24 protein-coding genes and 1 other annotated feature (1 of these 25 cut by a window edge) are annotated in these 25081 nt (G+C 43.5%); of the genes, 22 read left to right on the forward strand and 2 right to left on the reverse strand.

The window, feature by feature from the left end:
• Positions 1 to 124: 124 nt before the first annotated feature.
• From QZ995_RS21800 to QZ995_RS21880, 17 genes are all read left to right on the forward strand, one after another.
• Positions 125 to 802, forward strand: a complete 678-nt coding sequence (locus tag QZ995_RS21800) for a LysM peptidoglycan-binding domain-containing protein (protein ID WP_301811763.1) — start codon at positions 125 to 127, stop codon at positions 800 to 802.
• Positions 799 to 1863 (forward strand): XkdQ/YqbQ family protein, encoded by a 1065-nt coding sequence (locus QZ995_RS21805; RefSeq protein WP_301811765.1) that lies wholly within the window; start codon positions 799 to 801, stop codon positions 1861 to 1863. The genes QZ995_RS21800 and QZ995_RS21805 overlap by 4 nt, the downstream gene beginning before the upstream one ends.
• Positions 1826 to 2269 (forward strand): DUF2577 domain-containing protein, encoded by a 444-nt coding sequence (locus QZ995_RS21810; RefSeq protein ID WP_003341760.1) that lies wholly within the window; start codon positions 1826 to 1828, stop codon positions 2267 to 2269. Before QZ995_RS21805 ends, QZ995_RS21810 begins: the two co-directional genes overlap by 38 nt.
• The gene (locus QZ995_RS21815) at positions 2259 to 2675 is read left to right on the forward strand and encodes a DUF2634 domain-containing protein (RefSeq protein ID WP_301811769.1); all 417 of its coding nucleotides are present in this window, start codon (positions 2259 to 2261) and stop codon (positions 2673 to 2675) included. Before QZ995_RS21810 ends, QZ995_RS21815 begins: the two co-directional genes overlap by 11 nt.
• On the forward strand, positions 2672 to 3733 hold the full coding sequence (locus QZ995_RS21820; RefSeq protein WP_366919718.1) for a baseplate J/gp47 family protein: 1062 nt from the start codon (positions 2672 to 2674) through the stop codon (positions 3731 to 3733). Before QZ995_RS21815 ends, QZ995_RS21820 begins: the two co-directional genes overlap by 4 nt.
• A complete protein-coding gene (locus QZ995_RS21825; protein ID WP_301811831.1) occupies positions 3733 to 4389 on the forward strand; it encodes a putative phage tail protein in 657 nt (218 codons plus the stop codon). The genes QZ995_RS21820 and QZ995_RS21825 overlap by 1 nt, the downstream gene beginning before the upstream one ends.
• Positions 4382 to 4762 carry a hypothetical protein gene (locus tag QZ995_RS21830; protein ID WP_301811773.1) on the forward strand — a complete coding sequence of 127 codons (381 nt, stop codon included), beginning with the start codon at positions 4382 to 4384 and terminating at the stop codon, positions 4760 to 4762. Before QZ995_RS21825 ends, QZ995_RS21830 begins: the two co-directional genes overlap by 8 nt.
• Entirely contained in the window at positions 4763 to 5656 is an 894-nt protein-coding gene (locus QZ995_RS21835; RefSeq protein WP_301811775.1) for a Kelch repeat-containing protein, read from the forward strand.
• Between the two features lie 11 nt (positions 5657 to 5667).
• Positions 5668 to 6579 (forward strand): hypothetical protein, encoded by a 912-nt coding sequence (locus tag QZ995_RS21840; RefSeq protein WP_301811779.1) that lies wholly within the window; start codon positions 5668 to 5670, stop codon positions 6577 to 6579.
• 11 nt (positions 6580 to 6590) lie between these two features.
• Positions 6591 to 6869: a hypothetical protein gene (locus tag QZ995_RS21845; RefSeq protein ID WP_301811782.1), complete on the forward strand. Its 279-nt coding sequence runs from the start codon at positions 6591 to 6593 to the stop codon at positions 6867 to 6869.
• 12 nt (positions 6870 to 6881) lie between these two features.
• Positions 6882 to 7145: a hemolysin XhlA family protein gene (locus QZ995_RS21850; protein WP_003341744.1), complete on the forward strand. Its 264-nt coding sequence runs from the start codon at positions 6882 to 6884 to the stop codon at positions 7143 to 7145.
• 10 nt (positions 7146 to 7155) lie between these two features.
• On the forward strand, positions 7156 to 7914 hold the full coding sequence (locus QZ995_RS21855; RefSeq protein ID WP_301811785.1) for a glycoside hydrolase family 73 protein: 759 nt from the start codon (positions 7156 to 7158) through the stop codon (positions 7912 to 7914).
• 1 nt (position 7915) lies between these two features.
• Positions 7916 to 8158, forward strand: coding sequence for a hypothetical protein (locus tag QZ995_RS21860; RefSeq protein WP_003341740.1), 243 nt, complete (start codon positions 7916 to 7918; stop codon positions 8156 to 8158).
• A 172-nt stretch (positions 8159 to 8330) separates the two neighbouring features.
• A complete protein-coding gene (locus tag QZ995_RS21865; protein ID WP_301811788.1) occupies positions 8331 to 8645 on the forward strand; it encodes a hypothetical protein in 315 nt (104 codons plus the stop codon).
• Complete coding sequence (locus QZ995_RS21870; protein ID WP_301811790.1) at positions 8611 to 8970, forward strand: YolD-like family protein; 360 nt, start codon at positions 8611 to 8613, stop codon at positions 8968 to 8970. The genes QZ995_RS21865 and QZ995_RS21870 overlap by 35 nt, the downstream gene beginning before the upstream one ends.
• Positions 8971 to 9081: 111 nt before the next feature.
• Positions 9082 to 9291 (forward strand): hypothetical protein, encoded by a 210-nt coding sequence (locus QZ995_RS21875; RefSeq protein ID WP_003341734.1) that lies wholly within the window; start codon positions 9082 to 9084, stop codon positions 9289 to 9291.
• Positions 9291 to 9632, forward strand: coding sequence for a type II toxin-antitoxin system PemK/MazF family toxin (locus QZ995_RS21880; protein ID WP_301811793.1), 342 nt, complete (start codon positions 9291 to 9293; stop codon positions 9630 to 9632). The genes QZ995_RS21875 and QZ995_RS21880 overlap by 1 nt, the downstream gene beginning before the upstream one ends.
• Before the next feature lie 152 nt (positions 9633 to 9784).
• Here the strand turns inward: QZ995_RS21880 and QZ995_RS21885 are convergent, their stop codons facing one another.
• Positions 9785 to 10807, reverse strand: a complete 1023-nt coding sequence (locus tag QZ995_RS21885; RefSeq protein ID WP_301811795.1) for a tyrosine-type recombinase/integrase — start codon at positions 10805 to 10807, stop codon at positions 9785 to 9787.
• Positions 10808 to 11739: 932 nt separating this feature from the next.
• Between QZ995_RS21885 and QZ995_RS21890 the strand changes: the two genes are divergently transcribed.
• Positions 11740 to 12720 (forward strand): HRDC domain-containing protein, encoded by a 981-nt coding sequence (locus QZ995_RS21890; RefSeq protein ID WP_301811798.1) that lies wholly within the window; start codon positions 11740 to 11742, stop codon positions 12718 to 12720.
• A gap of 946 nt (positions 12721 to 13666) precedes the next feature.
• Here the strand turns inward: QZ995_RS21890 and QZ995_RS21895 are convergent.
• Entirely contained in the window at positions 13667 to 16855 is a 3189-nt protein-coding gene (locus QZ995_RS21895; protein WP_301811800.1) for a bifunctional cytochrome P450/NADPH--P450 reductase, read from the reverse strand.
• Positions 16856 to 17075: 220 nt separating this feature from the next.
• On the opposite strand from QZ995_RS21895, the gene QZ995_RS21900 reads away from it, so the two are divergent.
• The 4 genes from QZ995_RS21900 (at position 17076) to QZ995_RS21915 (ending at position 24861) form a co-directional block, all read left to right on the forward strand.
• Entirely contained in the window at positions 17076 to 18065 is a 990-nt protein-coding gene (locus QZ995_RS21900; protein ID WP_301811802.1) for a P1 family peptidase, read from the forward strand.
• A gap of 447 nt (positions 18066 to 18512) precedes the next feature.
• Positions 18513 to 20252 (forward strand): methyl-accepting chemotaxis protein, encoded by a 1740-nt coding sequence (locus tag QZ995_RS21905; protein WP_301811806.1) that lies wholly within the window; start codon positions 18513 to 18515, stop codon positions 20250 to 20252.
• Between the two features lie 134 nt (positions 20253 to 20386).
• Positions 20387 to 24061: a non-ribosomal peptide synthetase gene (locus tag QZ995_RS21910; protein ID WP_301811809.1), complete on the forward strand. Its 3675-nt coding sequence runs from the start codon at positions 20387 to 20389 to the stop codon at positions 24059 to 24061.
• A 122-nt stretch (positions 24062 to 24183) separates the two neighbouring features.
• A complete protein-coding gene (locus QZ995_RS21915; protein ID WP_301811812.1) occupies positions 24184 to 24861 on the forward strand; it encodes an MgtC/SapB family protein in 678 nt (225 codons plus the stop codon).
• A 62-nt stretch (positions 24862 to 24923) separates the two neighbouring features.
• Positions 24924 to 25081, forward strand: a binding site (T-box leader) (it continues 129 nt past the right edge of the window).

Below are 25081 nucleotides of genomic sequence, written 5' to 3' on the forward strand. Positions count from 1 at the left end.
AGATATTGATAAGATTACATTAGGGATAGTGCATCGGTTAGCAGAGGTTTGTTAATAAGACAGCGGCTAACAAACTACTTTCGATCATGGCGCGTAAAATTAACGAGCAAGTATAAACGAGGTGATGGCGCTGACAAACGGTATCCAATTTTGGCTTTCCTATAACAACGGGGCTGAACGCCTGCAACTTCCAGTTAATCCGGAGACTATCAATATGCCGAGTGATTTCGGCTATCAAGACGTTGAAGTCTCGCACTTAGGCGAACTAACCATTATCGGAGACCCCAAGTTGCGAGACTTTTCGTTTTCATCGTTTTTTCCTCGCGACTACCATCCGTCCTATTGCGAATATGAAGGTTTTCCCGATCCATGGTCAGCCGTAGAGATGCTAGAAAGGTGGCGCGACTCTCGAAAGCCGTGCCGCCTAACAATTACGGGAACGCCGATAAACTACGCGGTGACTATCCGCAATTTCAAGCTTTTGCCCGAAAAACATGGAGCGCCCGGCGACATCTATTACGATCTCGAGCTGAAAGAATACAAGTTCGTAAGCATCCGTCAAGTCGACATGGGTGCGGAGAAAGGCAACGGCACAGCAACAACAGCGAAAGTGAAAAAGGCGGCCGCAAGAGGCGGTAAGAAAGAGATTCCGAAGCCATATGTCGTAAAGAAAGGTGATTGCCTATCTGTGATCGCGGCTAGATACGGGCTTAAGTCACGGGATATCTACGCTAAGAACAAAGCTCTTATTGGTCCCGATCCAAACAAAATAAAGCCGGGTCAGAAGTTGGTGCTAGTATGACGTGGGAAGTACATTATGACGGCGCGCCTATGTTAGTCCAAAGCGCTACGTGGTCCGGCGATATTACGCAGCCAGCCCGTACTTTAGAGATATCTTTCGTCAATACGGTGGACGGCCGTAAGAAAGCTGTCCCCGTAGAACTCGGCAAGGAACTACGTCTCTACAGTAATGGTCGCGAACTATTCCGGGGCCTCACATTTAAGCACAATATCAATGATCGCGGGATCATGAGTGTTACGGCATACGATGACAATATCTATCTTGTAAAGAACCAGGACACGCAGATATTCCGTGGAATGAAGGCGAGTACTATTGCGCAGAAACTATGTAAACAGTTCGGAATTGCAGTCGGTAAGATTGACGATACAGGCTACGTAATACCAAAGCTTGTACTCCGTAATAAATCCATATGGGACATGATGATCACAGCGCTAACGGTTACACAAAAGCAGACCGGACGGCGCTTTTTTATTTGCTCGAAGGAAGGCAAGTTTAATCTATTGTCGCGAAAAGAACAGCCTGTTCGGTGGGTACTCGAAAACGGCGTTAATATACTTGACGCGTCATACTCGCAGTCGATCGAAGAGTTGCGAACACAGGTCAAGGTGACCGGCGGGGACGACAAGAAAAAGCCGTTGGTGGCTGTAGTCAAAAACGACGCACTCATAAAACGGTTCGGCATCATGCAACACCTCGAAAGTGCTGACTCGGATAAAACCCGATCTCAAGTCGAACAGTTGGCGAAACAGCTCTTAAAAGACCTCGGAACCATACACGATGAGGCGACCGTCAACGCGCTAGGGATTGACACAGTGTACGCGGGGGTAGGCGTCTACGTACAAGAGTCGATGACGGAAATCATCGGAGGCTATTACGTTTCGACCGATAACCACACGTTTGAGGGCGGCAAACATACGATGTCACTTACGTTGAGCGCGACGGACGATCTTCCGACGTTGAAATACGATCCACCACCGGAGGACAAGGCGAAAAAGAAAAGGAAACGAAAGGGGCGGAAATCTGTTGTCGACGAAATTCTCAAAAAGACTCCAAGAGCCTAGTCGACTGGAAGGCGGAGGTCCGAGCCAGTTTCGACAGCTCATTCAACAGATCGGATACAACAAAGACGTGGATATTGAGTTCGGCACTGTCGTTGCTCCTCCGCCAGCTATCCGAGTAACAGTCGATAACGATGAAAAACTCGAGTTGTTAGCAGAAGACTTGATCGTTGCGGAACATCTGACGCGGCATAAGCGGAAGGTTACGCTAACTAGTGAGACAGTGCGCGAGGTTATGACGAAGGCAGGCTATACGCCCCACGTGCACGATATCACGGAGTTGGTTATCGAGGGCGAGATCGAGTTTACCGACGAGTTGAAAGCGGGCGATCGCGTCATCATCCAGTCCATTGACGAGGGCCAAACGTACATCATACAGGATCGGGCGGTGATCTACGATGGCGCTTAGTCCGTTGCAACGACTAGAGGATCGGGTGATCCAATCGGAGCCAGAAGTCCAGCCAACGTTAACTTATTCGCTGGACTTCAATACCGGCGATATCGGGGGCATGGTTGACGGTGAAACGGCTATTCGGCAATTCATCCGAAAGGCTATTCTAACGGCACGATTTCGGTTTCCAATCTACGACGGCGAATACGGCTGTGAGCTCGTAGACTTAATCGGGGAAGATTTGCCGATGGAGCTTTTGCGATCGGAGATACCTCGCGTCATAACTGAGTCGCTGATTTACGATGATCGAATAGATGATGTATATGGCTTTGAGATAGAACGAGAGGCGGACAAATTGACCGTCTCTTTTTCTGTTGATACGACGGATGGGCTGACGTTAGAAATCATCAGGGAGGAGGTATGAGTTTGTCTTACGAGAATCAGACACGAGATGTAATCCTTCAACGAATGCTTGCTAATTCGCGGCCGGATGTAGACAAGAGACAGGGGGCGGTGACTTACGACCTGTCGGCTCCCGCGGCGATTGAAATAGAAGGCGCCTATCTTGAGTTAGATACTATGACAGATAAAGCTATGCTAGATACGTCATATGGCGATTACTTGACTGCCATTTGCGCTGGGTTTGGTATTGATCGAAAGCCTGCCATCAAAGCAACCGGACAAGTGACGTTTCAAGGTCATGAAGGCACGTTTATCCAAGCCGGCACGCAAGTATCAACAGACGGGACGCTCCCCGTCTTTTTTGTTGTACTCGAATCTGGCGTCATCACTGACGGAAAGCTTACGCTGGCAGCCGAAGCAAGAGACGGCGGGATTTCGGGGAATGTTGAGATAGGCGCGATAAAGTTGACACAAGGCGACCTTACGGGGATTACGGATGTGACGAACGATGTCGCGTTTCGGGGCGGAGTTGACGAAGAACCAGACGAAGAGCTACGCGAACGATGCTACGATCGGCTACGTAGGCCAGTTACTAGCGGTAACATTCATCATTATCGGCAGTGGGCGAAAGAAATCGCAGGTATCGGGGATGCAAAAGTATATCCGATATGGAACGGAAATGGCACGGTCAAGGTCGCATTAATAGATAGCAACAAGCGGTCGCCGGCTCGCTCTAAGATAACAGAGGTAGCGGCACATATTGAAAAGGTACGTCCTATCGGGGCAACGGTCACTGTAGTAGGGGCGACAGAATTACCAATTAACGTCGAATCTAAGTTGACGTTACAGGCCGGTGCTTCTCTATCGACTATCAAACCAGCGGTATCGAGAGCGTTAACCGAATATCTAAGAACAATCGCATTCAAGGAAGATATCATTCGGTATTCGCGGATAGCAAATATACTCTTGGACGCCGCAGGCGTCATTGACTACGCGGAATTGAAGGTGAACGGAGGAACCTCAAACGTGGTGATACCGGATAGTTCAGTCGGAGTTCCCGGGACGGTGACATTGACGTGATGGATCGAGATAGAAAGGGAAGTATGCTAGATTCATTGCCACCGTACTATACTGAATCTACTATAGTTGGCAATCTCCTCGAACAAGAAGCGGCTGAGTTAGATAGATTTAGTCACGCTGTAGACGACGCGACAGATCAACTTATTATAAATACGGCAACGTGGGGTCTTGACCGGTGGGAAGCAATCTTTGCTCTACCGAATAAAAAGTACGCGGACTTAACATGGGATATCGTCACCATGAACGGGCCTGTCTTTAACGCGTTAGACCAGTACACATGGGATGGGCTTTCAGAGGCCAACGTTGTTTTAGTCCCTTACGAAGATCGTCGTTCCGCCATCCGAGCAAGATTACGTGGAACCGGGACCGTTACGAAAGAGATGCTGAAGAACGTGGTGGAGTCGTTTACGAACGGTGAAGTCGAGGTCATAGAGGATAACGAACATTATGCGGTCACTATTAAGTTTGTAAGTAACGTTGGGATACCCGCAAACTATGAAGATGCAAAACGGGCTGTACTCGAAATCATCCCGGCACATATTGGCGTTGAGTTCACGAATGAATACTCGATGTGGCAAGACGTAGGGAAAACCACGTGGGGCAATCTCGCCTCGTATCCGTGGGTTGACGTAAAAGGAGGAATGTGGAATGCCTAATCTAACACCGCGTTTGAAGCTAAAAAAGCCTCTGCCGAATGAAGTAGCGGACATCGCTGTGCTAAACGAAAACTTTGATAAAATCGACCAGCAGATGTTAACGGTGGGCGAAAATAATCAAGCAGTTAATCCGATCACTGCGATTGAACTAAAGGTAGATACGCGAACCATGCATTTAACGTACACGAACGGAAGATTAACGAAAGTAGAGGAAAAGGACGGGGCTACCGTAGTCAAGACGACAACAATTGATTACACAATGGCAGGTAAAGCGAGCACAGTTCGTCAGATGGCGGGGAAAAGGACGGTTACTCAAACGTTGAACTACGGTACTAACGGGGCACTTTCTTCTGTCTCAAAGGCGGTGATCTAGGTGGACGCGGTAGGATACTCGCTTGCACAGAACTTTATTCCGTATAGATGGCGTGAAGAATCGTCCTTTCCAATCGAGGAGGATTACGTAAGAACCGTGTGCCACGGCTCGACGGTGTACTGCGTGAGTCGGACGCGCGTTCAGATATATGACTTGATTACGAAAACATGGAAGAACGGGGCGCCGCCGCCGAAGTCCTATTTTCCTGTGGACGAGGAGGTTCGCTTCGACATCGTTCTTTATAAAGATAAAATCTACTGGGTTGGTGGGACGATGGATAGTTATAAAGGATCATTCCATACGTACGACATTAAAGCAGACAAATGGGAACAAGGACAAAGTCCTTATATAATGGATGCGGTCGCCTGCGAAGTCGTGGGTGATAAGTTGTACGTAATTTCTTCGGAGGGTCGCTCTTTGTGGTACGGGAAATCCTTTCTAGTTTACGATTTTTTAACTAGTACATGGACTTCGACTGAAGACTTAATGAGTACCGCACTAGGTGAGTCAGCAACTTGTGCGATTGGGAGAAATATTTATATATGTGGTGGACGCAAGGAGGCAACGAACAGTAACTATCTATTCCGGTGGATTTATAAATTCGACACAGAACAAAATCGTGTAACCCTTGAAACGGATTTGGTTATTGAAAGGGTAGGAGGCGCGGCCGTTGAATTGAACGGTGAATTAGTCGTACTTGGGGGAGAAAATTTACCGGTAACACAGTCGGGGAATGGTTCGATTCTACAAGGTCCTAATTTTATATCTAAATACTATGACGCCGTTTCGTATCAGGACGTTGCCTATGTATTTAACGGCAAGAAAGTCTATAGTTACGCAAATAGAAGCGCTGACCACGAAGCGTTAATGGCTTGGTTAGCGATTACCGAGTAGGAGGCGTTTTGATGAGCTCACAAAGGACACCTAATTTAAGTTTAAACGTATGGTCGGGACAAGACATGTTTAGTCGTCAGGAATTTAACGACAATTTCAAAAGGATTGACGAACTAAAAGCACAAGACATCGCCCTAGAGAGCGGGTCATTCACGGAAAGAACGGTGAAAGATGCGCTAGAAGGTTTAAAGTTTGGTGCCAGTGATGTTAAACAAAAAGTCGCTAGTGCAATCACTGGTAAAGGAGTACTTGCGTTGCCTACCGATACAGGCGCACAACTAGCGGCGAAAATAACGCAAATACCTTCAGGTACAAATACCTCTGACGCGACTGCCACTGCATCCGATATCCTATCCGGAAAAACAGCGTATGTTAAAGGCGTTAAGGTTACGGGCAATATCGTGAATAGGGGTTCAGGAGAGACAATAACACCGGGTACCAGCGCAATCACGAAACAGGCGGGCTATTATAGCGGGAACATCACGGTAGCTGGCGACTCTAACTTGACCCCGAGTAATATTGCAAGAGGAAAGTCGATCTTTAATGTAGTAGGTACGTTAGATGTCGGTAAAAAGTGGGCAACGGGGAGGCAGCGGCCTAGCGAATCGCTGGGACCTAACGGCAGTACGTACTTTTTTCGAATCGAAGTTTCAAATTTAGAATTTACTCCAAGTTTGGTTATCGTGAGGATAATGCTAAGACTTCGGTGGTCCAACAATCAGGGGACTGTGGCAGAATATGAACTACCAGTCATTTACAGTAATGGTACTTTCGTAACGACTAGGTATGAGAGCGGGGGGTCCGTCAAGGTTAATACCTACGAGAACTCCTCTGAGATAACGCAAAAAGGGTTTATTGTTGTTGTAACTAGCTCACAGAACGCGACAGAAATCTTAGAGGCTACTTGGCATGCGTTTGAATAAGGAGGTCTAATATGAAGCAAATTCCACGTAAAATATACTATGACAAGAGAACCGGCACTGTCTTGCTAGATACGGGCGAGAGTGTCGGTTCTGTTTTTGAGGAAACGATAGAGCAAGGTCTCGAATCCTACTCCGTATTAATCGGACGCGCCCCCGAAACCGTCGGCTGCGTACGTCTTGAATACGGACAGTATTCCGAGTATTTTGCACAAGGCTATGCTTATCGGGTGAATCCGGAGACCGGTAACATTAAATGGGAAATCCCTCCGGTTGAGGAATCGGAAAATTAAAGGAGGGCGGGCATGGGAGAACACGATACCGTATCTATTTTACAAGACGTTCGGGAGCGCATGGTCCGCGTAGAGGAGAAGGTCGACCACTTATCGCGTGACCGTGAAAAGCTCGAACAAGTACACGACAAAGCACGGGAAGCACTAGCTTTGGCCCAAGAAAACGCGCGTGACATTGCGGAAATCAAGTCGGACTCGCGCCGAAGCTGGGGCGTAATCATCGGGATGGGCACGAGTTTTATCGGGTCCATCCTTATTTATTTTCTAACGAAATGAGGTCGAACACATGACGAAGCAAGAACGGCTAATCTCGTTAATAGCACCGCATGTAGTCGGACGCTATCCGTGCCCGTCCGGCGTTATCGCGCAACTCATACTAGAGGTCGGATGGGACTTGCGGACACCGCGCGATATGGTGACGGGGCGCGAGTCGTATAATCTCGGCAATATCAAAGGAACGGGGCCGGCCGGTAGTGTTACGATTTTGACCACGGAGTATTATTCGGCGGCGGACGTAGCGAAGGCTCGGGCCAGCGGTGATCTCGTAAAGATACTCGGCACTTCCGGTGCCAAGACGAAGGTACAAGTAAAGGCTCGGTTCCGAGCGTACAACAATTACGGCGAAGCCATCGACGATCACTTCGCTCTGCTGAAGAAACCGCGCTACGTGAATGCGGGCGTATGGAAGGCGAAGACCCCACGGGAGTTTGCGGAGGCGGTCAAACGGGGCGGGTACGCGACAGACCCGAATTACGTTACGTTAATTATGTCGATTGTAACCGGAAATAAGTTAACCCGTTTTGATAAGCCGGTAACTCCGGTACCTATAATGAAAATCGAGGAGGCGGTTGACTTGGCGTTAAAAAAATGGCAATTAGAACTCGCTGATAAGTCGATAGATAATCTCGCGGCACAGGAACTACTGTCGGATGCGGCCGAATGGAAGGAGCGTTTACGGAAGGAGCCGCAGAAGGTAATAGAGGACATGCCCTGGCTGGTCTTCGTACTAGCGGATCGGGTGGCGGCGAGAAAGGCGGGTGCCTAACGTGGAACTTACGTATGATATCGCGACGCTGGCCGCAATCGTGGCGGCTTTGACGGGAATTGCGAAAGGATTCGGGGTGCCGACGAAGTTTGCTCCGTTGGTAGCGATTGCGCTTTCGGGCGTGTTCGTGTTTCTGCCGGACGGGGCACTGAAGACGAATCTATTGACTACGGTTGTGGTCGGGCTGACGGCGGCGGGTGCATATTCGTATGTTAAGCCGGACAGTAGCGAGGGGAAAAAGTAGATAGCTCTAGTTCACCTTGAACCAGAACGAATCTAACCATATAATGAATGACTGCCCACTTATTGGCCTAATGGCTGGTAGGTGGGCGATTTTTTTTTTTGGTTGCATGTTCCCGTTCTGTTCGCATATAATAAGAACAAATGTTCTATTTAAACAGAGGGCGGCGGTCATTATGCTGGATTTGTTTGTTGAGACGATAAAACCAATCTCTCGCACTCAGTTAGAGGACGTACAGTATATCATCAACGATTCTATAAACAACAACAGACCACTATTGGTTATCTGGTCGGATCAATCGGGAGCCCATACGTCATGGGGCTGGATCGCGGCTAATGATAACGAACAAATCAAGCTATTGACGGACTGGAGCTCACATACGATCCGCGTCAATCAAATCGTTGACATCATCGTATCACCTAACCTAGACTTGATAGATTGGCTATGGACGGAGGATGAGTTTTACTATGCAAAAACGAACAAAGATTAACGACCTATTCGGCTCCATGCGCATGGTATTGCCGGAGCAGCGCGAATGGTACCTTAAACACCGAAGAGAGCTATCGTTACTACCGAAGCCTGACCTCGATCATGACGAAATCATGGCGATTAACTATAGGCTGACGGAAAGTAAACGTTATAACATCGAGCTAACCGTTAAGTATTGGCGGGAGGTCTCCGAGAATGGAGGCGAGTTCCTTACGGTGAGGGGCGTTGCCAAGTCGTTTGATTCGATTATGAAGCAGGTAAGGATCGAGGAGGAGAACGGGGAGTGGACGTGGGTTGATTTCGGGAACATTGCGAGCGTTTCATAAGATATGAGTTCGTAATGAGGGATACATTCATATAATATACTGTATACGGTTAGAGTCATTGGTACACAATTATAGAAAGTACTTAAAAAACCTTTACAGAGGTGTTATAATATGGATAAGGACGAGAAGGAAAACGTTGAGGAGCGTGATCGTATGGCTGGGTTCGCTGCGTACGTTCAAAAGAATAAGGATAAAATCCGAAGAGCAACAGAGATGAATACAACAAGAACCAAAGACGGACTTGTACTAATTTCTAAGAACGATACATGGAGAAAAGAAACCGAATGGGACGATTTATATAAGGAGATTACTAAGAAGTAATGGATTTAGTAGTAGGTGATGTGTGGTTTGCTAAGTTTCCACTTGAGGAAAATCCTTCTGAATCAATTAACCGTCCTGTAGTCGTACTTGACATTGATACCATGGAGGTATTATCTGTCAAAGTGACAAAAACCGCACCAAGAAATACTGATGAATTTGACCTTCCGATCGTTTACTGGGAAGAAGCAAACCTACGATTTAAGTCGACCGCACGTGTAGCAAAAACAGTAACACTTCCTAAATCCGCGTTTATTAATCGGATCGGGACGTTACACCCCGACGACTTAACTGACATACAAACTAAGTTTATGGAATATATCGATAGTTTAGACGATATTTAATAAGAGATTGATACGCCGCCTTACATTGAGTTGCTCTCTCGTGTCGGGCGGTTTTATTTTGCGGCAAGATAGATTTGAGAATGAGAATTATAACGGTCGTTACCGATTAGAAAAGAAGAGACCCGAGGTTTCCCGGGTCTTTTTTTATGAACTTACTTAAATATCCGTTTTCCTCTTTTTCTTTGACTGGATTGAGCTAGTAGGAATGTAACTGGGCTTGCCTTCTCATGGAAAGTAGTCAAATCTCCTTGAGCGTACTTAACGTATTTTTCAGTCATCGTGAGAGAGGTATGTCCTAATATCCGCATAAGGGCTATAGGTTCTCCTCCTTGTTTTAAAAATTTAACAGCAAAGTAGTGTCGAAAGGTATGGGGAGAGACTCTTACCCCTGTTACCCCTGCTTTTTTTCCGTAGCGTTTTAGCATTTTAGAAAAGGTATCAGCAAAGTAGCGTTCTCCAAATTGAGTTAGCCAAAGGTAGTCTGTGTCCTCTACATTCATAAAACTAATCAGTCTATCCAGTTCTTTAGCAGTAGTTGTTGAAATAGGTAACGACCTAGCTGCGTTAGTTTTTGAGATTTCTGGACGAATAAATATTTGTCGTGACTTTAAATCTACATCTGATATTTTTAAGTGGGTGAGTTCATTGATTCTGATTCCCGTATCAATTAAAACAAGCATCATAACATAGTCTCGAAGGCCGGTATACACTCGAGTATTAGGAGAGTCTAGTAATCGCAAGACATCTTCGTCTTTAAAAATTTCAAACGTATCTTTGGCCTGTGTTTGATAGCTTAGTCCTTCTGCTGGTGATACTTTGATTATTTTTTCTCGGACTAAGTAATTAAAGAAGACTCGCAAATTACGTATATTGTTGTTGACGGTTCTGGGAGTCAATCCAGCAGGTCCTTTTTTATTAGTTGGGTGATCGTCCCACTTCTCTTTTTCAAAGGAGAGGTAATAGATATACCCTCGCATAACACTATAGGTGATATCTCGATGCCCCTCCTTGTCAATCCATTTCTTAAATTGACATAATGTTTGTCCATATATTTCTATAGTTTTTTTAGACCGTCGCTCCAACCGTTTTGACGCGAGAAAGTCGGATATACATTTTTCAAGATTAAATTCTTTCACTGCTTCTGATCGTGAAATGAAATTAAATTTTGCACTCATTTATAGCACCTTACCTTTCCACTAATTAAAAACGAGGCTTTCCGACTAATCTAGCGATAATTTATTGGAATGAGCAAAATTACGTACCTGTTCAAGCCTAATTTAACGGGCTTTTTAGAAAAAGGCAAAACCCACAAATAGCGAGTTTATCGCGATGGTGGCGGATAAGCTGCGGATTGAGGCGAAGATTAGTTAAAGCCGATACCCACGCTGTTTTCACGTTAAGCTAAGCGTCTTGTTCCCATAAATATAAGCGGAAATTTGACGGAGATTCCGATAAACTTTTTGTTACGATATCAATAAAGATAACGTAATCACCTTTCGCGAAGGACCATAATTTATCGGACGTGTCATTGTTTCATAATGTAACCGAAATATATCGAAGGTAATAATACGCTGGCCTTTCGGGTCCGGCGTATTTTTTGTTAATAGGGTTAATAAAAGGGAATCTTGCTCAGACTAGAAAAATTGTGTTTTAATCAAAGTTACTTTCCTTTGATAATGTAAAGAAGAGCAAAATGAGTTCGCGGAATGTAAAGAATGATCGGGGGCAGTTTCTATTACGGCAAAAAGAAAGAATGCTAAATATAATAAATTCGGATATTTATAGTATACGAGCACAATTTAACAAAAAGAAAAAGCTATCGGGAATAGTCAAGTAGAATAAAGAACCTCAGCTATCCCTTTATAGGTTTCTGTGGGATGGATACCTTTAAATCGTAGGTTTAATGAGTGTGACAAAATTATGGTAATCAGTTAGAAGAGAAAGCCTTCAACTTTGAATGATACGAAATAATTAGTACAGCAGGCTTATGCGAGATAGGAATGACCAACCTAATTAGTAATTATATGGTATAATCTTACTGTCAAGTAAGGTTGATGCTTTTACTTTAGTGTCCTAAAACTAATTAAATTTTCAAGGGGAAGCGTATATGTCTATATTCAATAAATTATTCGGTCAAAAGAGGACAATACAAAGTCCGACATTTGTTAAGGATTTCTCAAAAGATAATCCTCAGCTTTCTGCCCTTAATGACCTTTTAAACAAGGTTGCTGATGGAGAAAAGAAGGATAACATTGAGAGGGATATTAAGTATCTTAAATATGGACTTGCTGGCGAGAATAACGTCTACTTTGAATTAAAAAATTCATTCCTGCCAATTTTGTGTTTGCATGATATAAGGGTAGAGTATGAGGGGTATGTTGCTCAGCTTGATTTCGTTGTCATTTCTAATAAGTTTATTTGTATTTTAGAAACTAAGAAGTTAAGTGGAAATATCTCTATTGACCAAGATGGTAACTTTGTAAGAACTATAAAGCTTAGATATGGAAAAGAAATTGAAGAGGGAATTTATAGCCCTATAACTCAAAATGCAAGACATATCGATATTATAAAACATGTCTTGTCAAAAGAATTGAAAATCAACAATATACCAATTTTATCTCTTGTAGTCATGGCTAATCCCAAAACCATTATTAATAAATATAGATGCCCTGCTGAGATAGAAAATTCAATAATCAAATACGATCAAATTAAAGCAACGCTGGAAAAATACCAGAATGATAAATCAAATACATATGATTTAGCTGAGAAGGATATGTATAAAATTTCAAATTTGCTAGTCAGGCTAAATACGCCAAAGGAAGTGCATTTCGTTGCAAAATATCGGTTTTCGAAAGATGATTTTCAAAAGAAGGATGAAACTTTACTTCGTGAAGAACTGAAATCGTACCGGCTTCAAACTTCAAGAGAAGAGAACATCAAGGCTTACTACATCTTCAATAACAATGAGATGGAAGATATGATAGAAAAATATCCAAGAACCAAAGAAGAACTGCTTACTGTTAAGGGCTTTGGACAAGTTAAAGTTGAAAAATACGGTGAGCGAATATTGAATATTTTTAATGGCTAATTGAATTATTATTACAATAATATAATATCAAATCCAGATCAGGCTAATTTTAAAAAAGAAGCATTACACTGTTTTTTGGATGGTTTACTGATTTTGAAGGCATAATTATGTAATAATATGTACACAAGAAACAGACCGATATTTGTTATATATTGGACTGACATATCGTTGTACTTCGTCTACTAAATTTGTGGACGCTTAACGCCATTTACGACGATGAAAAGAGGGCGGGAATTGCTTGACGACCGCCCTCTTCTTCATATTATTAGACAATAAAACTTGGATAGGTTATCTTCTGTGGCGGAAATCTAAACAATCTCGAAATTCCCTAAAGCACCTTCTGTTGCATCTGACGTTATCATGTCCCATTCTGTGGTGGCAGCGTCTTTCGCATCTTCGCCATTCTCTGATACACCTCTCACGTCGGTCAGGACGCCGTGGCACGAATGGGTCAAATTGGAAATACGGATCATCGTATGGATTCACATACCCGTCATAATGTACTTGTTGAATGATTGGCTTGCTACTTTTTCTTTTCATGTTTTTACCCCCTCAATTTGGAAGTAATACGTTCTTTATAATAAATGACGCTATGCCCTGTCCTGACTAAACGAATTAACGGGGTGCTTCACCCAAATACAGTAGTGATGACGTTCGTCGAGGCTCTGTGTGTGTTGATTTCGTTTAATATCACTCTCCTGCCATAGAACATGAACGTACTTATCACCATGTTGAGTCTGATTTTGTTCGGTCGAAAAGAGTAGGTGTTAATCAGTTGAGTTACTATGAATCCCAAAATGAACATCTAAGCATGTGAAAAGCACTCAGCTACTATTTGCTGAGTGCTTTTTATGGATGGAATGGTTTATCTTTTGATCTGATCTTTAGATGGTTTTATGCATATCTTGCAGACGGGCTTGAAAAGACAAGCACCAATGTCACCTGATCACGCACCTGTCCAAACATCCTTTACATATTGTTCATCCCGTTGAAGCTTATCGAGCCAAGCTCGGGCTTCTTCTTCGCTTACCGAATGGATTGTTTTATAGGATGAAATCAGCGTGGCTTCCACATCGGGAGCCATTCGACTCCCATCCCCACATACATAAAGTCGAGCTCCCTGATCTAGGAGACGAATTAACTCGTGTTGATTTTGTTTCATGAGATGCTGAACATAAGTTTTCGGCTGTCCCTCTACACGTGAAAAAGCGGTATGAATGGTCACGATACCTTCTTTTTCATATTGCTCAAATTCTTCCTGATACAAGTAATCCTGCTGCGGATGGCGGGCACCAAAGTAAAGATGGGCTTCACCAAGCCTTTTTCCTTGTTGCTGATAGTGCTTTCGTGCTTGAAGAAATCCCCGGAACGGTGCAACACCGGTACCCGGTCCGATCATGATAAGAGGTGTTTCCGTATTTGTAGGCAGCGTGAAGTGAGATTCTGGTGTGCGCACAAATATAACAACAGGATCATTTGGCTTTAGATCAGCTAGATAATTTGAGGCAACACCTCGATACTCTCCACGTCCGCTCCAGGCCGGGCCGCGTACTACGCCCACTGTTATGCTGGCTCGATCTGGCAAGAGACGAGGGGAGCTGGAAATGGAATAGTAACGAGCTTTTAAAGGTGGAAGAAGCTCTAAAAATCGTTCAAAAGGTAATTCGCAGGCAGGATATTGCTCCATAAGATTAAACATGGAAATTCGTTTGTTCATTATATTGGTTTTGTAGGCATCCTCTTCAAGTAAGGCTTCCAATTCCCGTTTATGAGGTGGGCAGGTTGTATAAGCAGCAAGTTCACGTAGTTGAGCACGGGTTGCTGCTTCCTGCAATTCTACGCTGTGACTTAGCAGATCATATACACTTACCGGACGATCCAGAGGAAGATGCGCTGCACTGCGTCCACTGCCACTAAGAATTAGATAATCGTTACCATTCAAACCAAAACGATGGACAATACGTTCCACTAGCTGAGGAGAGTTTTTAGGCAGAACACCTAAATGATCCCCCTCATGGTAATGGACTCCTGCTGGCATAGCGATCTCGATATGTCGAGTGCTACGTTCGCTGGTTTCTCCCTGAAGCTCTCTATTCTCTGTAACGTACGAACGAAGAGCATCATAGGACTCGGCGAGAGGAACCCCCGCAATTCCATTAACATATTGAACAGAAAGCGTGCTGCGTTCTCGTTCTCGATTTTCATTGATCTTGAGTCCTAGAGCGTTCATGACATCAGGCCACAGTTGATGACGCCAATCCTCAAGTTGTTTCTCAAAATCACCGCTGGCGTCACCCTCTCCCTGCTTCGTTAGCCGTTTCGCACCCTTTGCTTCGAGCTGCTTATCAATCAAGTGAGGAACCTTCTGGTATGTGCTGGCCCAATTATGGTCGCCACATCCGAATACAGCATAGTTGACTCCTGTAAATTCCCCAGGCTCTGCTTCTTCTAGCCATTGTACAAAATCTTTGGCATTACTCGGTGGTTTTCCGTTATAAGAGGAGGTGATAATAAATATGGCTCCTTCTTTGGGAAGCTTGCCTAAATAATCATTTAAAGGAGCAACCTCGCTCTTGAACCCTTGGAAACGTGCATCCTCTGCAAGTTCCCTTGCAATCCCCTCTGCAGTGCCAAGATTGGAACCATACAGCACTAGTAAGGGCGTATTATGTGTGTCAACGATGGTAGAGGCTGTATGCTGCGTTTGTGTTTTTTCGCGTTCCTTCTCTTTTCCGGTAATTTGAAAAGATAGTTCATTCGTGCGTAAACGGACACCCATGGTAAAGCCTTCAGGTTTTAAGGTTAGTGTTTCTTTAATTTTCAGCTGGTAAGAATTATGGTCAATGATGTCAAAGTACTTTAAAATCATACCAAGTACTAAGGTTGCCTCCTGAAGCGCGAATTGCTGTCCTATGCAGGCTCGCTGTCCGTTTCCAAATGGTTTGTACGCATCATAGGGGATTTGACCTGGGTCTTCAAAGCGCTCAGGGCGAAATTCCTCGACGTCATCTCCCCAGACGCTTGTATCCCGATGAAGAGTAGGAATGAGGACATTGACACTTTCGCCTTTTTTCAAAGAATATTTTCCATCCAGCAGTGTGTCTTCCTTCGCGTAAAGAGAGAAGGCAGGAGCTGTTGGCCACAGGCGAAGAGACTCATTTAAAATCATTGATATGTACGTAAGATTTCGCACTTCAGAATAAGTTGGAATGGAACCAGTTATTACACGGTCTACCTCTTCATATGCCTTTTGAAGCTTATCCGGGTTCTTTAATAGGAAATATAAAGCAAAGGATAATAGACCGCTTGTGGTTTCATGACCAGCAATTAAGAAAGTAATAATCTGATAGCGAATATTTTCGTCATCCAAGCCTTCGCCCGTTTGGGGGTCTTTCCCCTTTAACATATGGGAAAGTAAATCGTTTGTATCATGATTCTCGTGCTCTTTGCGTTCTGCTATTATTTTATCCACAAGAGTAAACATGGCCTGTATATCATGTTTAAATTGACGTTTTGTAATCACCATCAATTTATCTTTAATTTCTAGCCGCTGTAGCTGGCTCATTGCTTCATCCAGCGCACGAACCATGCTGGTAATAAAGGGATGCGGTTGTTCTCGATAAAAGCTATTAAACCGATAATTAAAGCCGCACAACCCAATGGTATCCAGAGTAAGTCTTGTCATATCCTCTGGTACGTCAATGCTTTCATCCGGGTTAAGGCGCGCCCATTTCTGGATAAGCTGTACAGCAATGTCTACCATCATGGAGTGGTAGCCTTGCATTGCTCTTTGGCTAAAGCTTGGGAGCAGGATATTATGAGCTTTTTGCCAATTGGGCTCATCGGTTGAGCTAGTAAAAAGACCATCGCCTGCAAATGTTCTTACTTTTTGCAAGGGAGGCCATACATTCTTATCAAAACGGGATTCATCACAAGCTTCTGCTACCAGCTTATGATTGGAAATATAGATGCTAATGCGGCCTCCAGGATATTCCAGTCGGAAGATGGGCCCAAGTTCATTGGCTAGCTTCATAATGGATTGAATTGGCATCTCTGGATTGATTAAAGGTAAATTTCCAAGGGGACCAAAGGTTTTTGGTTGCGGAATGTTTTGTAAGTGAGAAATCGTAATCAATCCTCTCTAATACGTATTTCTTGATGACTCTCGCATCCTCTTTAGAGATTTCTACCTTATTTTTACAAGGATTGTCTGGTTTTATTCGGTTTGTAAGGAAAGATTGACAAGTAATAAAATAGCCTCTATAAAATCAAGGAAACGAATGATCTGCAAGAAACGGGCTTTTTACTCGTCTGCGGAGAGTTAATACATATATAAAAGGGAGAAGATGTGAGCCATGACTGCTACAATAGGTTCAATTGTCGATATCAAAGGGATCAAGGTAGGTCATCAACAAGATGAGGAAGCACTCACAGGCTGTACTGTACTTATAATGGAGGAAGGTGCAGTATGCGGAGTTGACGTTCGCGGCTCAGCTCCAGGTACCCGTGAGACTGATTTGCTTTCCCCGATCAATAAGGTAGATCAAGTCCATGCGATATGCTTGTCTGGGGGGAGCGCGTTTGGCTTGGATGCAGCTAGTGGAGTAATGCGTTATTTAGAGGAGCAAGGAATTGGACTTGATGTGGGGGTTGCAAAAGTACCGATTGTACCAGCAGCAGTATTATTTGATCTTGCTATCGGAGATGCTTCGATCCGTCCTACCATGGTCATGGGCTATGAAGCGGCAAAGCAGGCGAGTGAACAAGCGTTTGCTGAGGGAAATATTGGAGCGGGCTGTGGAGCTACTGTTGGAAAGATGGGCGGTTTTGAACGCGCGATGAAAGGGGGGCTAGGCACAGCCTCCCGTGAGCTGAGCAACGGGCTGGTAATTGGAGCAATTGTTGCTGTCAATGCAGTTGGAGAGGTACGGTGTCCTGTAACTGGAGAAAGACTTGCAGGTGTGCGAGGGGAAAACGAGGAGTTACTAGATATTTATGATTGTATGGAAAAAACTGGCTTTCATTTCATACCAACGGGAGCGAATACCACGATTGGCGTAATAGCTTCTAATGCTGCCTTAACCAAATCAGAAGCGAATAAGGTTGCTCAAATGGCACATGATGGACTAGCAGGCACAATTTATCCCATTCACACCATGCATGACGGTGATACGCTATTTGCGATTGGAACAGGAGAAGTAAAGGCTTCTGTGGATTTAATCGGTGCAATAGCAGCAGAGGTAATGGCAGAAGCTGTTGTAAGAGCTATAAAGGCAGCCGAGCCAGCGGGTACGATTCCATCTTACCGGAGTCGACAACGTGAGAAAGCAGAAATGATATTTTGATGAAATGAAAATACTCATTAGGTAAAGGAACGGAAGGCTTATGTCTACCTATCCAAAAAAGGATGACCTGTCGTAACCTGTAACTGAAAAAGTATAGTGGAATTTTGTCATTTTTATGAAATATTATCAACTTTTCAGTTAGGAAAAGCTTCATAAACCAAGCACACTGACTTTGTCTTTGTGCTATTTGGCTTGCTTTACATCAAGTTAAATCGTTATGTAATAAGCCTTTTTGCCCTTTTCTTCATAGCTAGTCCTATATATTCTACCTGTGAAATTTTTTTGCAATGGCAAAAATGATACGTGTAAGTGAAAAAAGGCTTGATTTTTTTAACATATAGAAATTAAAGCTTTTATGATTCCATACCGATACTAGGGATAGCGCCCTATTTTACATATTTCTAGAAGCAGGGAAAAGAAAGAGAGGGGAAAGAGTTGTTTTCCAACATGAAAATATCTACTAGGAATTTATTGTTTACAGTTCTTAATACTATGTTGATTGGTGCTGTATTAATCTTAGCAAGTTTCGTCATTCAAGGACAAGTCCTTATTGAAATGCTAGAAAAAGATACGCGAGTCTTGCTACAGTCACAATCTGTACATGTTTCTGCAGATGACATAGATGAGGCTGTTAAAAATCCTGATCTGAATGCTTCCATCCAGAAAAAATTGACAGAGGAGCTTGACCGTATCAGTAAAGAGCATCCTCAGATTAAACAGGCGTATGTTTTTGGAGTGGAATTGAAAGAGGGAAATCAGACCTCTATTATTGCTCAGCCAACTCAAATTCTCGAGTTTATGAAATCAGAAGGAATGAAATTGGGAGATATGTTCCCTCAGCCAGACGTCATTGCGAAGGGAGTTCAGCATCTTATCACTGCCAAACAAGATACGATGACTTCTATTTATGATGATGAGTTAGGTACTTGGATTTCGGCTCTTCATCCAATCATGGACAACAGTGGAAACGTTGTTGCTTATTTTGGTATGGATGTTGATGCTAGTATGGTAACGCATGGACAGGATGCGCTATTGCTGAACTCTTCCATATTGCTGCTCTTTTTGTTGCTGATCAATTTAGTTTTCCAATATTGGATTGTAAATCGTACCTTTAAACCAATTCAAGAGCTTATGCGTGGCATTAATGAAATGAGCATAGGAAATTTAGATGTTCGTTTGCGAGAAGGAAAGGACGAGCTGGGTCAGGTTAATAACAAATTTAATCAAATGGCAGAAAATATGCGCACGATTATGATGACAATCCGCGAATCCTCGAACCAGCTAGTGAAGAACTCACAGCAGTTACATACGATTATGGAAGAAAATAATCAGCATGCCACAACCATTACAGATAACATCCAAGAAATGTTCCAGCACACCAATCTGCAAAATATAGCTACAACAGAATGTGTGAAATCGTTGGATGAGATGGTAGTTAGTGTTGAAAGCATCGCCAATAATTCAACAGAGGTTCATCACACATCTTTGAACATGAAAGATCAGGCTGAATCCGGTCAATACTCTGTCACCAAAGTGGCGGATCAAATGCAGCTCATTCAGCAGTCTGTAGAGGAATCTGAAAATATTATTAATGTGCTACAATCCCAGTCAGGTAAAATTGGTGAGATTGTCAAAATGATTTCCGAAATTGCAAACCAAACGAATTTGCTTGCTTTAAATGCAGCTATTGAAGCCCAACGAGCAGGTGAACACGGTCGAGGCTTCTCAGTGGTTGCAGATGAGGTACGAAAACTAGCTGAACAATCTAAGCAATCGGCAGAAGAAATCAGTCAGCTAATCGGAGAGATTCAGGAACGTACAAATACCGCAGTAATCTCTATTCGCCAGGGTTCAGAGCACGTTTTGGACGGTGTGAAAATCGTGCAGGAAACAGGTGAGATATTCCGTCATATGGTTCAGGCAAGTACAGAGGTATCCGACCGTATGCAAGAGGTATCTGCTTCCACGCAACAAATGGCAGCCGAAACGGAAGAGGTTACCTCTGTGGTAAAACAAGTATCGGAAAATGCACGTAAAAACACAAAATCAGCAGAAAACATCCAGGTCAAGTCAGATAATCAGCTAGCTTCTTACCAAGAAATTTTAGTTTCTGTTGACGGATTAAGTAAAATAGCGCAGGAGTTAGACAGCGCTCTTTCCCAACTTAAATTAGAAGAACACAAGTAGGATTTTATCTCTAAGAGAGTGTTGGGTCGTCAGCAGAATGCTAATAGTCAGTACAAATGAGGAGAGATCAGATGCTGGTCTCTCTTCTTTTTTCACCTTTTAACATACATATTACTAGGAGGCAGGAGTTTATCATGCACAATACATCAAGATACGAACCTATAACGTTCCCACTAGACAATAATCGCTTCGGTCATCTCACAGATACTGTGACTACAAGAAGCTCGTATGATTTGACTCCATACATGAAAAAGTTATGGGAAAAGGGACAGGAAGTTCATCTATTGGCTTTGTACAGCATGTGGCTGCACCGAGTCAGCGGAACCCAGCAGATTACATTAGGTACTCTTATTCAGGAGAAATGGGTACCGATAGCTATAAATGTTCAACAAGGAATGAACTATAATGATGTGCTAAATCAGGTTGAACATGCTTGGAAGCATAAGACAGAAGATGCTGATGCTTCTTATTCGTTCAATCAATTCCCAAGTACGTTTTGTCTGCAACAAGGCTCACTCATTCATATGCAAGCACATACGGCTGCTCCCCTACATGCCGGGATCATCGTAAACAATGCAAAAGCTAGCTGGGAAATGTGTTATGATTCCAACAGCTTCCGTCAGCAGACAATTGATCGATTTATGGAACAAATGGAATGTTTAGCAGAACAAGCTGTGCTGCATCCGCAAACAACTTTTACTGCCTATCCCATGCTATCTGAAATGGAACAGAAGCTGTATCAAGCCATGAATCAGACGACAGAAGCATTTCCAGCAGAAAAGACGATTCTGGATGTCTTTCAAGAGGTAGTAGAAGCGCATGGTGAGAGGCTTGCCTTACAGACTGATGAGGCTATGTATACGTATAAACAAGTGGATACGGCGTCTAATCGGGTAGCTACTATGCTACAACAGCATGGAATTGAGCCAGGGCAATATGTTTCTTTATTTATGGAGCGAAGTATCGAAGCTACCATAGCTGTACTTGGGATATTAAAAGCAGGGGCAGCTTATGTTCCATTGGACCCACATCATCCGCAAGAACGTAATGCCCATATTATTCAGGAAACCAATTCTCATGTAGTTCTTTCCAGTCTTGCCTATCGGGAGTTAGTGATACAAGCTATTCCGAAAGCACAGGTCCTCTGGATGGAAGACATTGAGATATATTCTGATGCAGCGATAAAACCAGCTATTACGCCGTTGCATCCAGCCTATGTCATTTTTACCTCGGGATCCACAGGAACACCCAAGGGAGTTATTTTGCATCACCAAGGAGTAGTGAATTACGGTCTTGCTGTCAGAAAAATGATGAATGTGACAGAGCAGGATATCTTCACACAATTCATCACGTTTAGCTTTGATGCTTCCGTTCATGAGTTATTTGGAGGCTTGTTAAACGGTGTTGCCTTACACTTTTTGAGGAAAGAAGAAAGAATGGATTCGATTTCGTTTGCAAAAGCAGTCAAGCGTGTAGGAGTTACGTGCATTCCCGGCATTCCAGCTGCTTTCTTTAACCAACTAGTTAAAACGTTGCCAAGCGCAGAAGCAGACTGCTTCGCCAAAGTAAAAAGCATAGGGGTAGGAGGAGAGCTTCTAGCGGGGGAGGTTGTCCGTTCCTTCCAGGCAAAATTTACGAGTGATACGATCATTTACAATTTGTACGGACCGACTGAATGCACCGTGACGTCGACGTATCATGCTGTGACTAAACCAGTGAAAGCCGATACGACCAGCATCCCGATTGGAAAGCCTCTTGCAAACTATGAAATATATCTGGTCAACGAATCATACCAACTGTGCCCGATTGGTGTTCCAGGAGAAATTCTGATTAGCAGCGTAGGAATCTCGCACGGCTATCTGCACATGCCTGAGAAAACGAAGGAAGCCTTTATTTCAGACCCCTTCACGCCAGGATCAGGAAAAATCTTTTATAAAACAGGTGATCTGGGACGCTTGCTGGAAGATGGAGAAGTGGAGTATTTAGAACGTAAAGATTTTCAAGTAAAAATTCGTGGGCATCGAATTGAAATAGGAGAAATTGAGGAGCGATTAGCTACGTATCCTGACATACAAAGCGTAACAGTTATTGTGAAAAAGGATCGTGACAATCAGAATAGATTGGTCGCTTTTTACACAACAAATACACAGCAGGAGATTGATCCGGGGCTTTTACAAGCTTTTTGCTCGCAGAAGCTGCCTCCTTACATGATTCCAGCACAATTTGGTTATCTATCGTCTATGCCTATTGCACCGACCGGTAAAATTGATCGGAAAAAGCTAGCAAGTATTGAGCTGAAACCGTTGACAGGAACGCAAATGTATATCGCGCCCAAAACGGAGGTTGAGCAGGAGATTGCCCGCGTATGGGAAACAGGATTAGGAATAGAGCGCGTGGGTGCAAGTGATAACTTTTTTGAAATAGGAGGGCATTCCCTTAAAATTATAGAGTTATTAGTTGAATTAAAGCCAAAATATCCACTGCTAAAGATTAATGACTTCTTCACACATCCAACTGTCCAAGCATTAGCGCATCGAATTGAGGAGCTGAATCAGGAAGAGCAGGACACAGAACGCAATGATTCTGGATTGATTAATAGTAATTTACCAACAGAGGAAGTCCTTACTGAATATCCAGAGCGTTTACAAACGGCTAAAAAAGTTATAAGACGCGATCAGCATACATTTTTGCTAACGGGGGCGACGGGCTATCTTGGTTCCCATTTGTTAAATGAATTGCTACAAACAGCAGCGGGCACGATTTACTGCTTGGTACGTGGGAAAGATGTTCAGAGTGCTACGAAACGTTTATATCAAAATTATTCCTTTTACTTTGGAGATAAGCTGAGTAGACAGCTACAATCACGTGTAAGAGTGATGATAGGCGATTTGCAGGAATTGCGCTTGGGATTAGGAAAAGAGGATTGGCATGAGCTTGTTGAAAATATTGATGCCATCATGCACTGTGGAGCGGATGTAGCTCACTTTGGTGATTCTCAGCATTTCTATCGGGTAAATGTACAAAGCACGGAGACGTTGCTTGATCTGGCCAGAGAAAAACAGGGTATTCATTTTCACTATGTTTCTACGATCGGTATTCCAGAAGAACTGTCTTATGCAGGGAAATGGCACGCATTGCGCAATGCAGATCAAGTGGACTATTCCATTGTGCTAGACAATCATTATATCAATAGCAAATGGGAGTCAGAGAAGCTGGTGATGAGAGCTTTTGAACAGGAAGGTATACCAGTGACAATCTATCGTGCTGGTAATTTGAGCAGCCATTCTTTATCTGGTACATTTCAACGAAACATGGAAACAAATGCGATGTATCGGATGTGTCGGGCGATGTTTTTGCTGGGAGTTGCCCCACATGCTGATTGGCTAGTAGATTTCACCCCTATTGATTTTGCAGGAAAGGCGATTACTAGGCTTGCATTACAGGAGGAAGCAGTCGGAGCTGTTTTCCATATTGTTAATCCAGAACAGATTCCCTATGTGGAGCTATTGGAGCATTTTCAGTCTTTTGGCTATCAACTGAGTCTGGTTTCCCAACAAGAATATGAGCAGTGGCTATTTGATGGAACGAAAAAAAATCGAGAAGGGATGGAGCTTGCTATTACTCAACTGGAGGGAGATGGCGCACGAGATTCGAATGTTCGATTTGCATGCCCTAAAACAACAGCCTTATTACAAAAGCTTCAGATTACATGCCCAAAACCGACGAAAGCATATTTCCAGGCGATGGTGAGGTATGCGATAGAAAATGAATATTTCCCAATGCCAACGCTGGCAGAGCCGATTTGCTAACAAGGATTTGCTCCGTAAATCATCCTCTACTTATCAGTTGGTTTAAGAATAGCTCATCAGGATTTATAATAAGCTACATGTAATAAAAGTCGTCAGACAAACCAGGTTAGAGGTGGAATAACATGGAATTAATTATTTTAGCAAAGTTGATGCTTTCTGCTTTCCTTGGAATCGTGATTGGAATTGAGCGTGAATTAAAGCAGAAGCCACTAGGATTAAAAACTAGCGTAATCATATCGGTTAGTAGCTGCTTACTGACGATTGTTTCGATTGAATCTGCCCAATTTTATGCGGAAACGTCTATAAACAATCGAACAGATCCTATGCGTTTGGCTGCACAGATCGTTAGTGGAATCGGTTTTTTGGGTGCAGGGGTCATTTTGCGCCGAAATAATGATGTTATTTCTGGTCTTACCACAGCCGCAATTATTTGGTCTAGTGCAGGGATTGGAATTGCGGTTGGTTCGGGCTTTTATTATGAGGCAGCATTAGGAGCTGCGATGATTTTGTTCTCTGTACAGTTGCTTCCTTATTTAGTAAGTATGATTGGGGTTCGAAAATTACAGGGAAAAGAGTTAAAAATTCGCCTGTTCTTAGAGGAGCATTCCCATATGACAGGGATCATCCAGAAATTCAAAGAAGAAGATATGAAGATTAAGAATGTCTGGTTAAAGGATGTTGATAAGCACAGGGTACAGATGGATCTGCGTCTGGTCGTGTACGATCATATTTATATTACCGACATCTATGAGATGGTCCATAATTTAAACGGAGTTGCACGTGTAGAGATTGACAGCTAGTGTGAGGTTGCGTATACTGATTGATAAGTTTCAGGAATGCTGTACATGATCATAATGATATAACACGCGCAATGATGAAGAGGAGTATGCAGGCAAGAATGCTTAAGAGAGCTGATGGTTGGTGAAAATCAGTGCGGGAAGCTTGCAGAATGGACTTTTGAGCGTCCAGACCGATAGTGTGTACGAAAAACACGGTAACACACAGGTAGGCTCTGGCGGA

Source organism: Brevibacillus laterosporus (assembly GCF_030489605.1).
In the GTDB taxonomy this organism is placed as follows: Bacteria; Bacillota; Bacilli; order Brevibacillales; family Brevibacillaceae; genus Brevibacillus_B; species Brevibacillus_B laterosporus_E.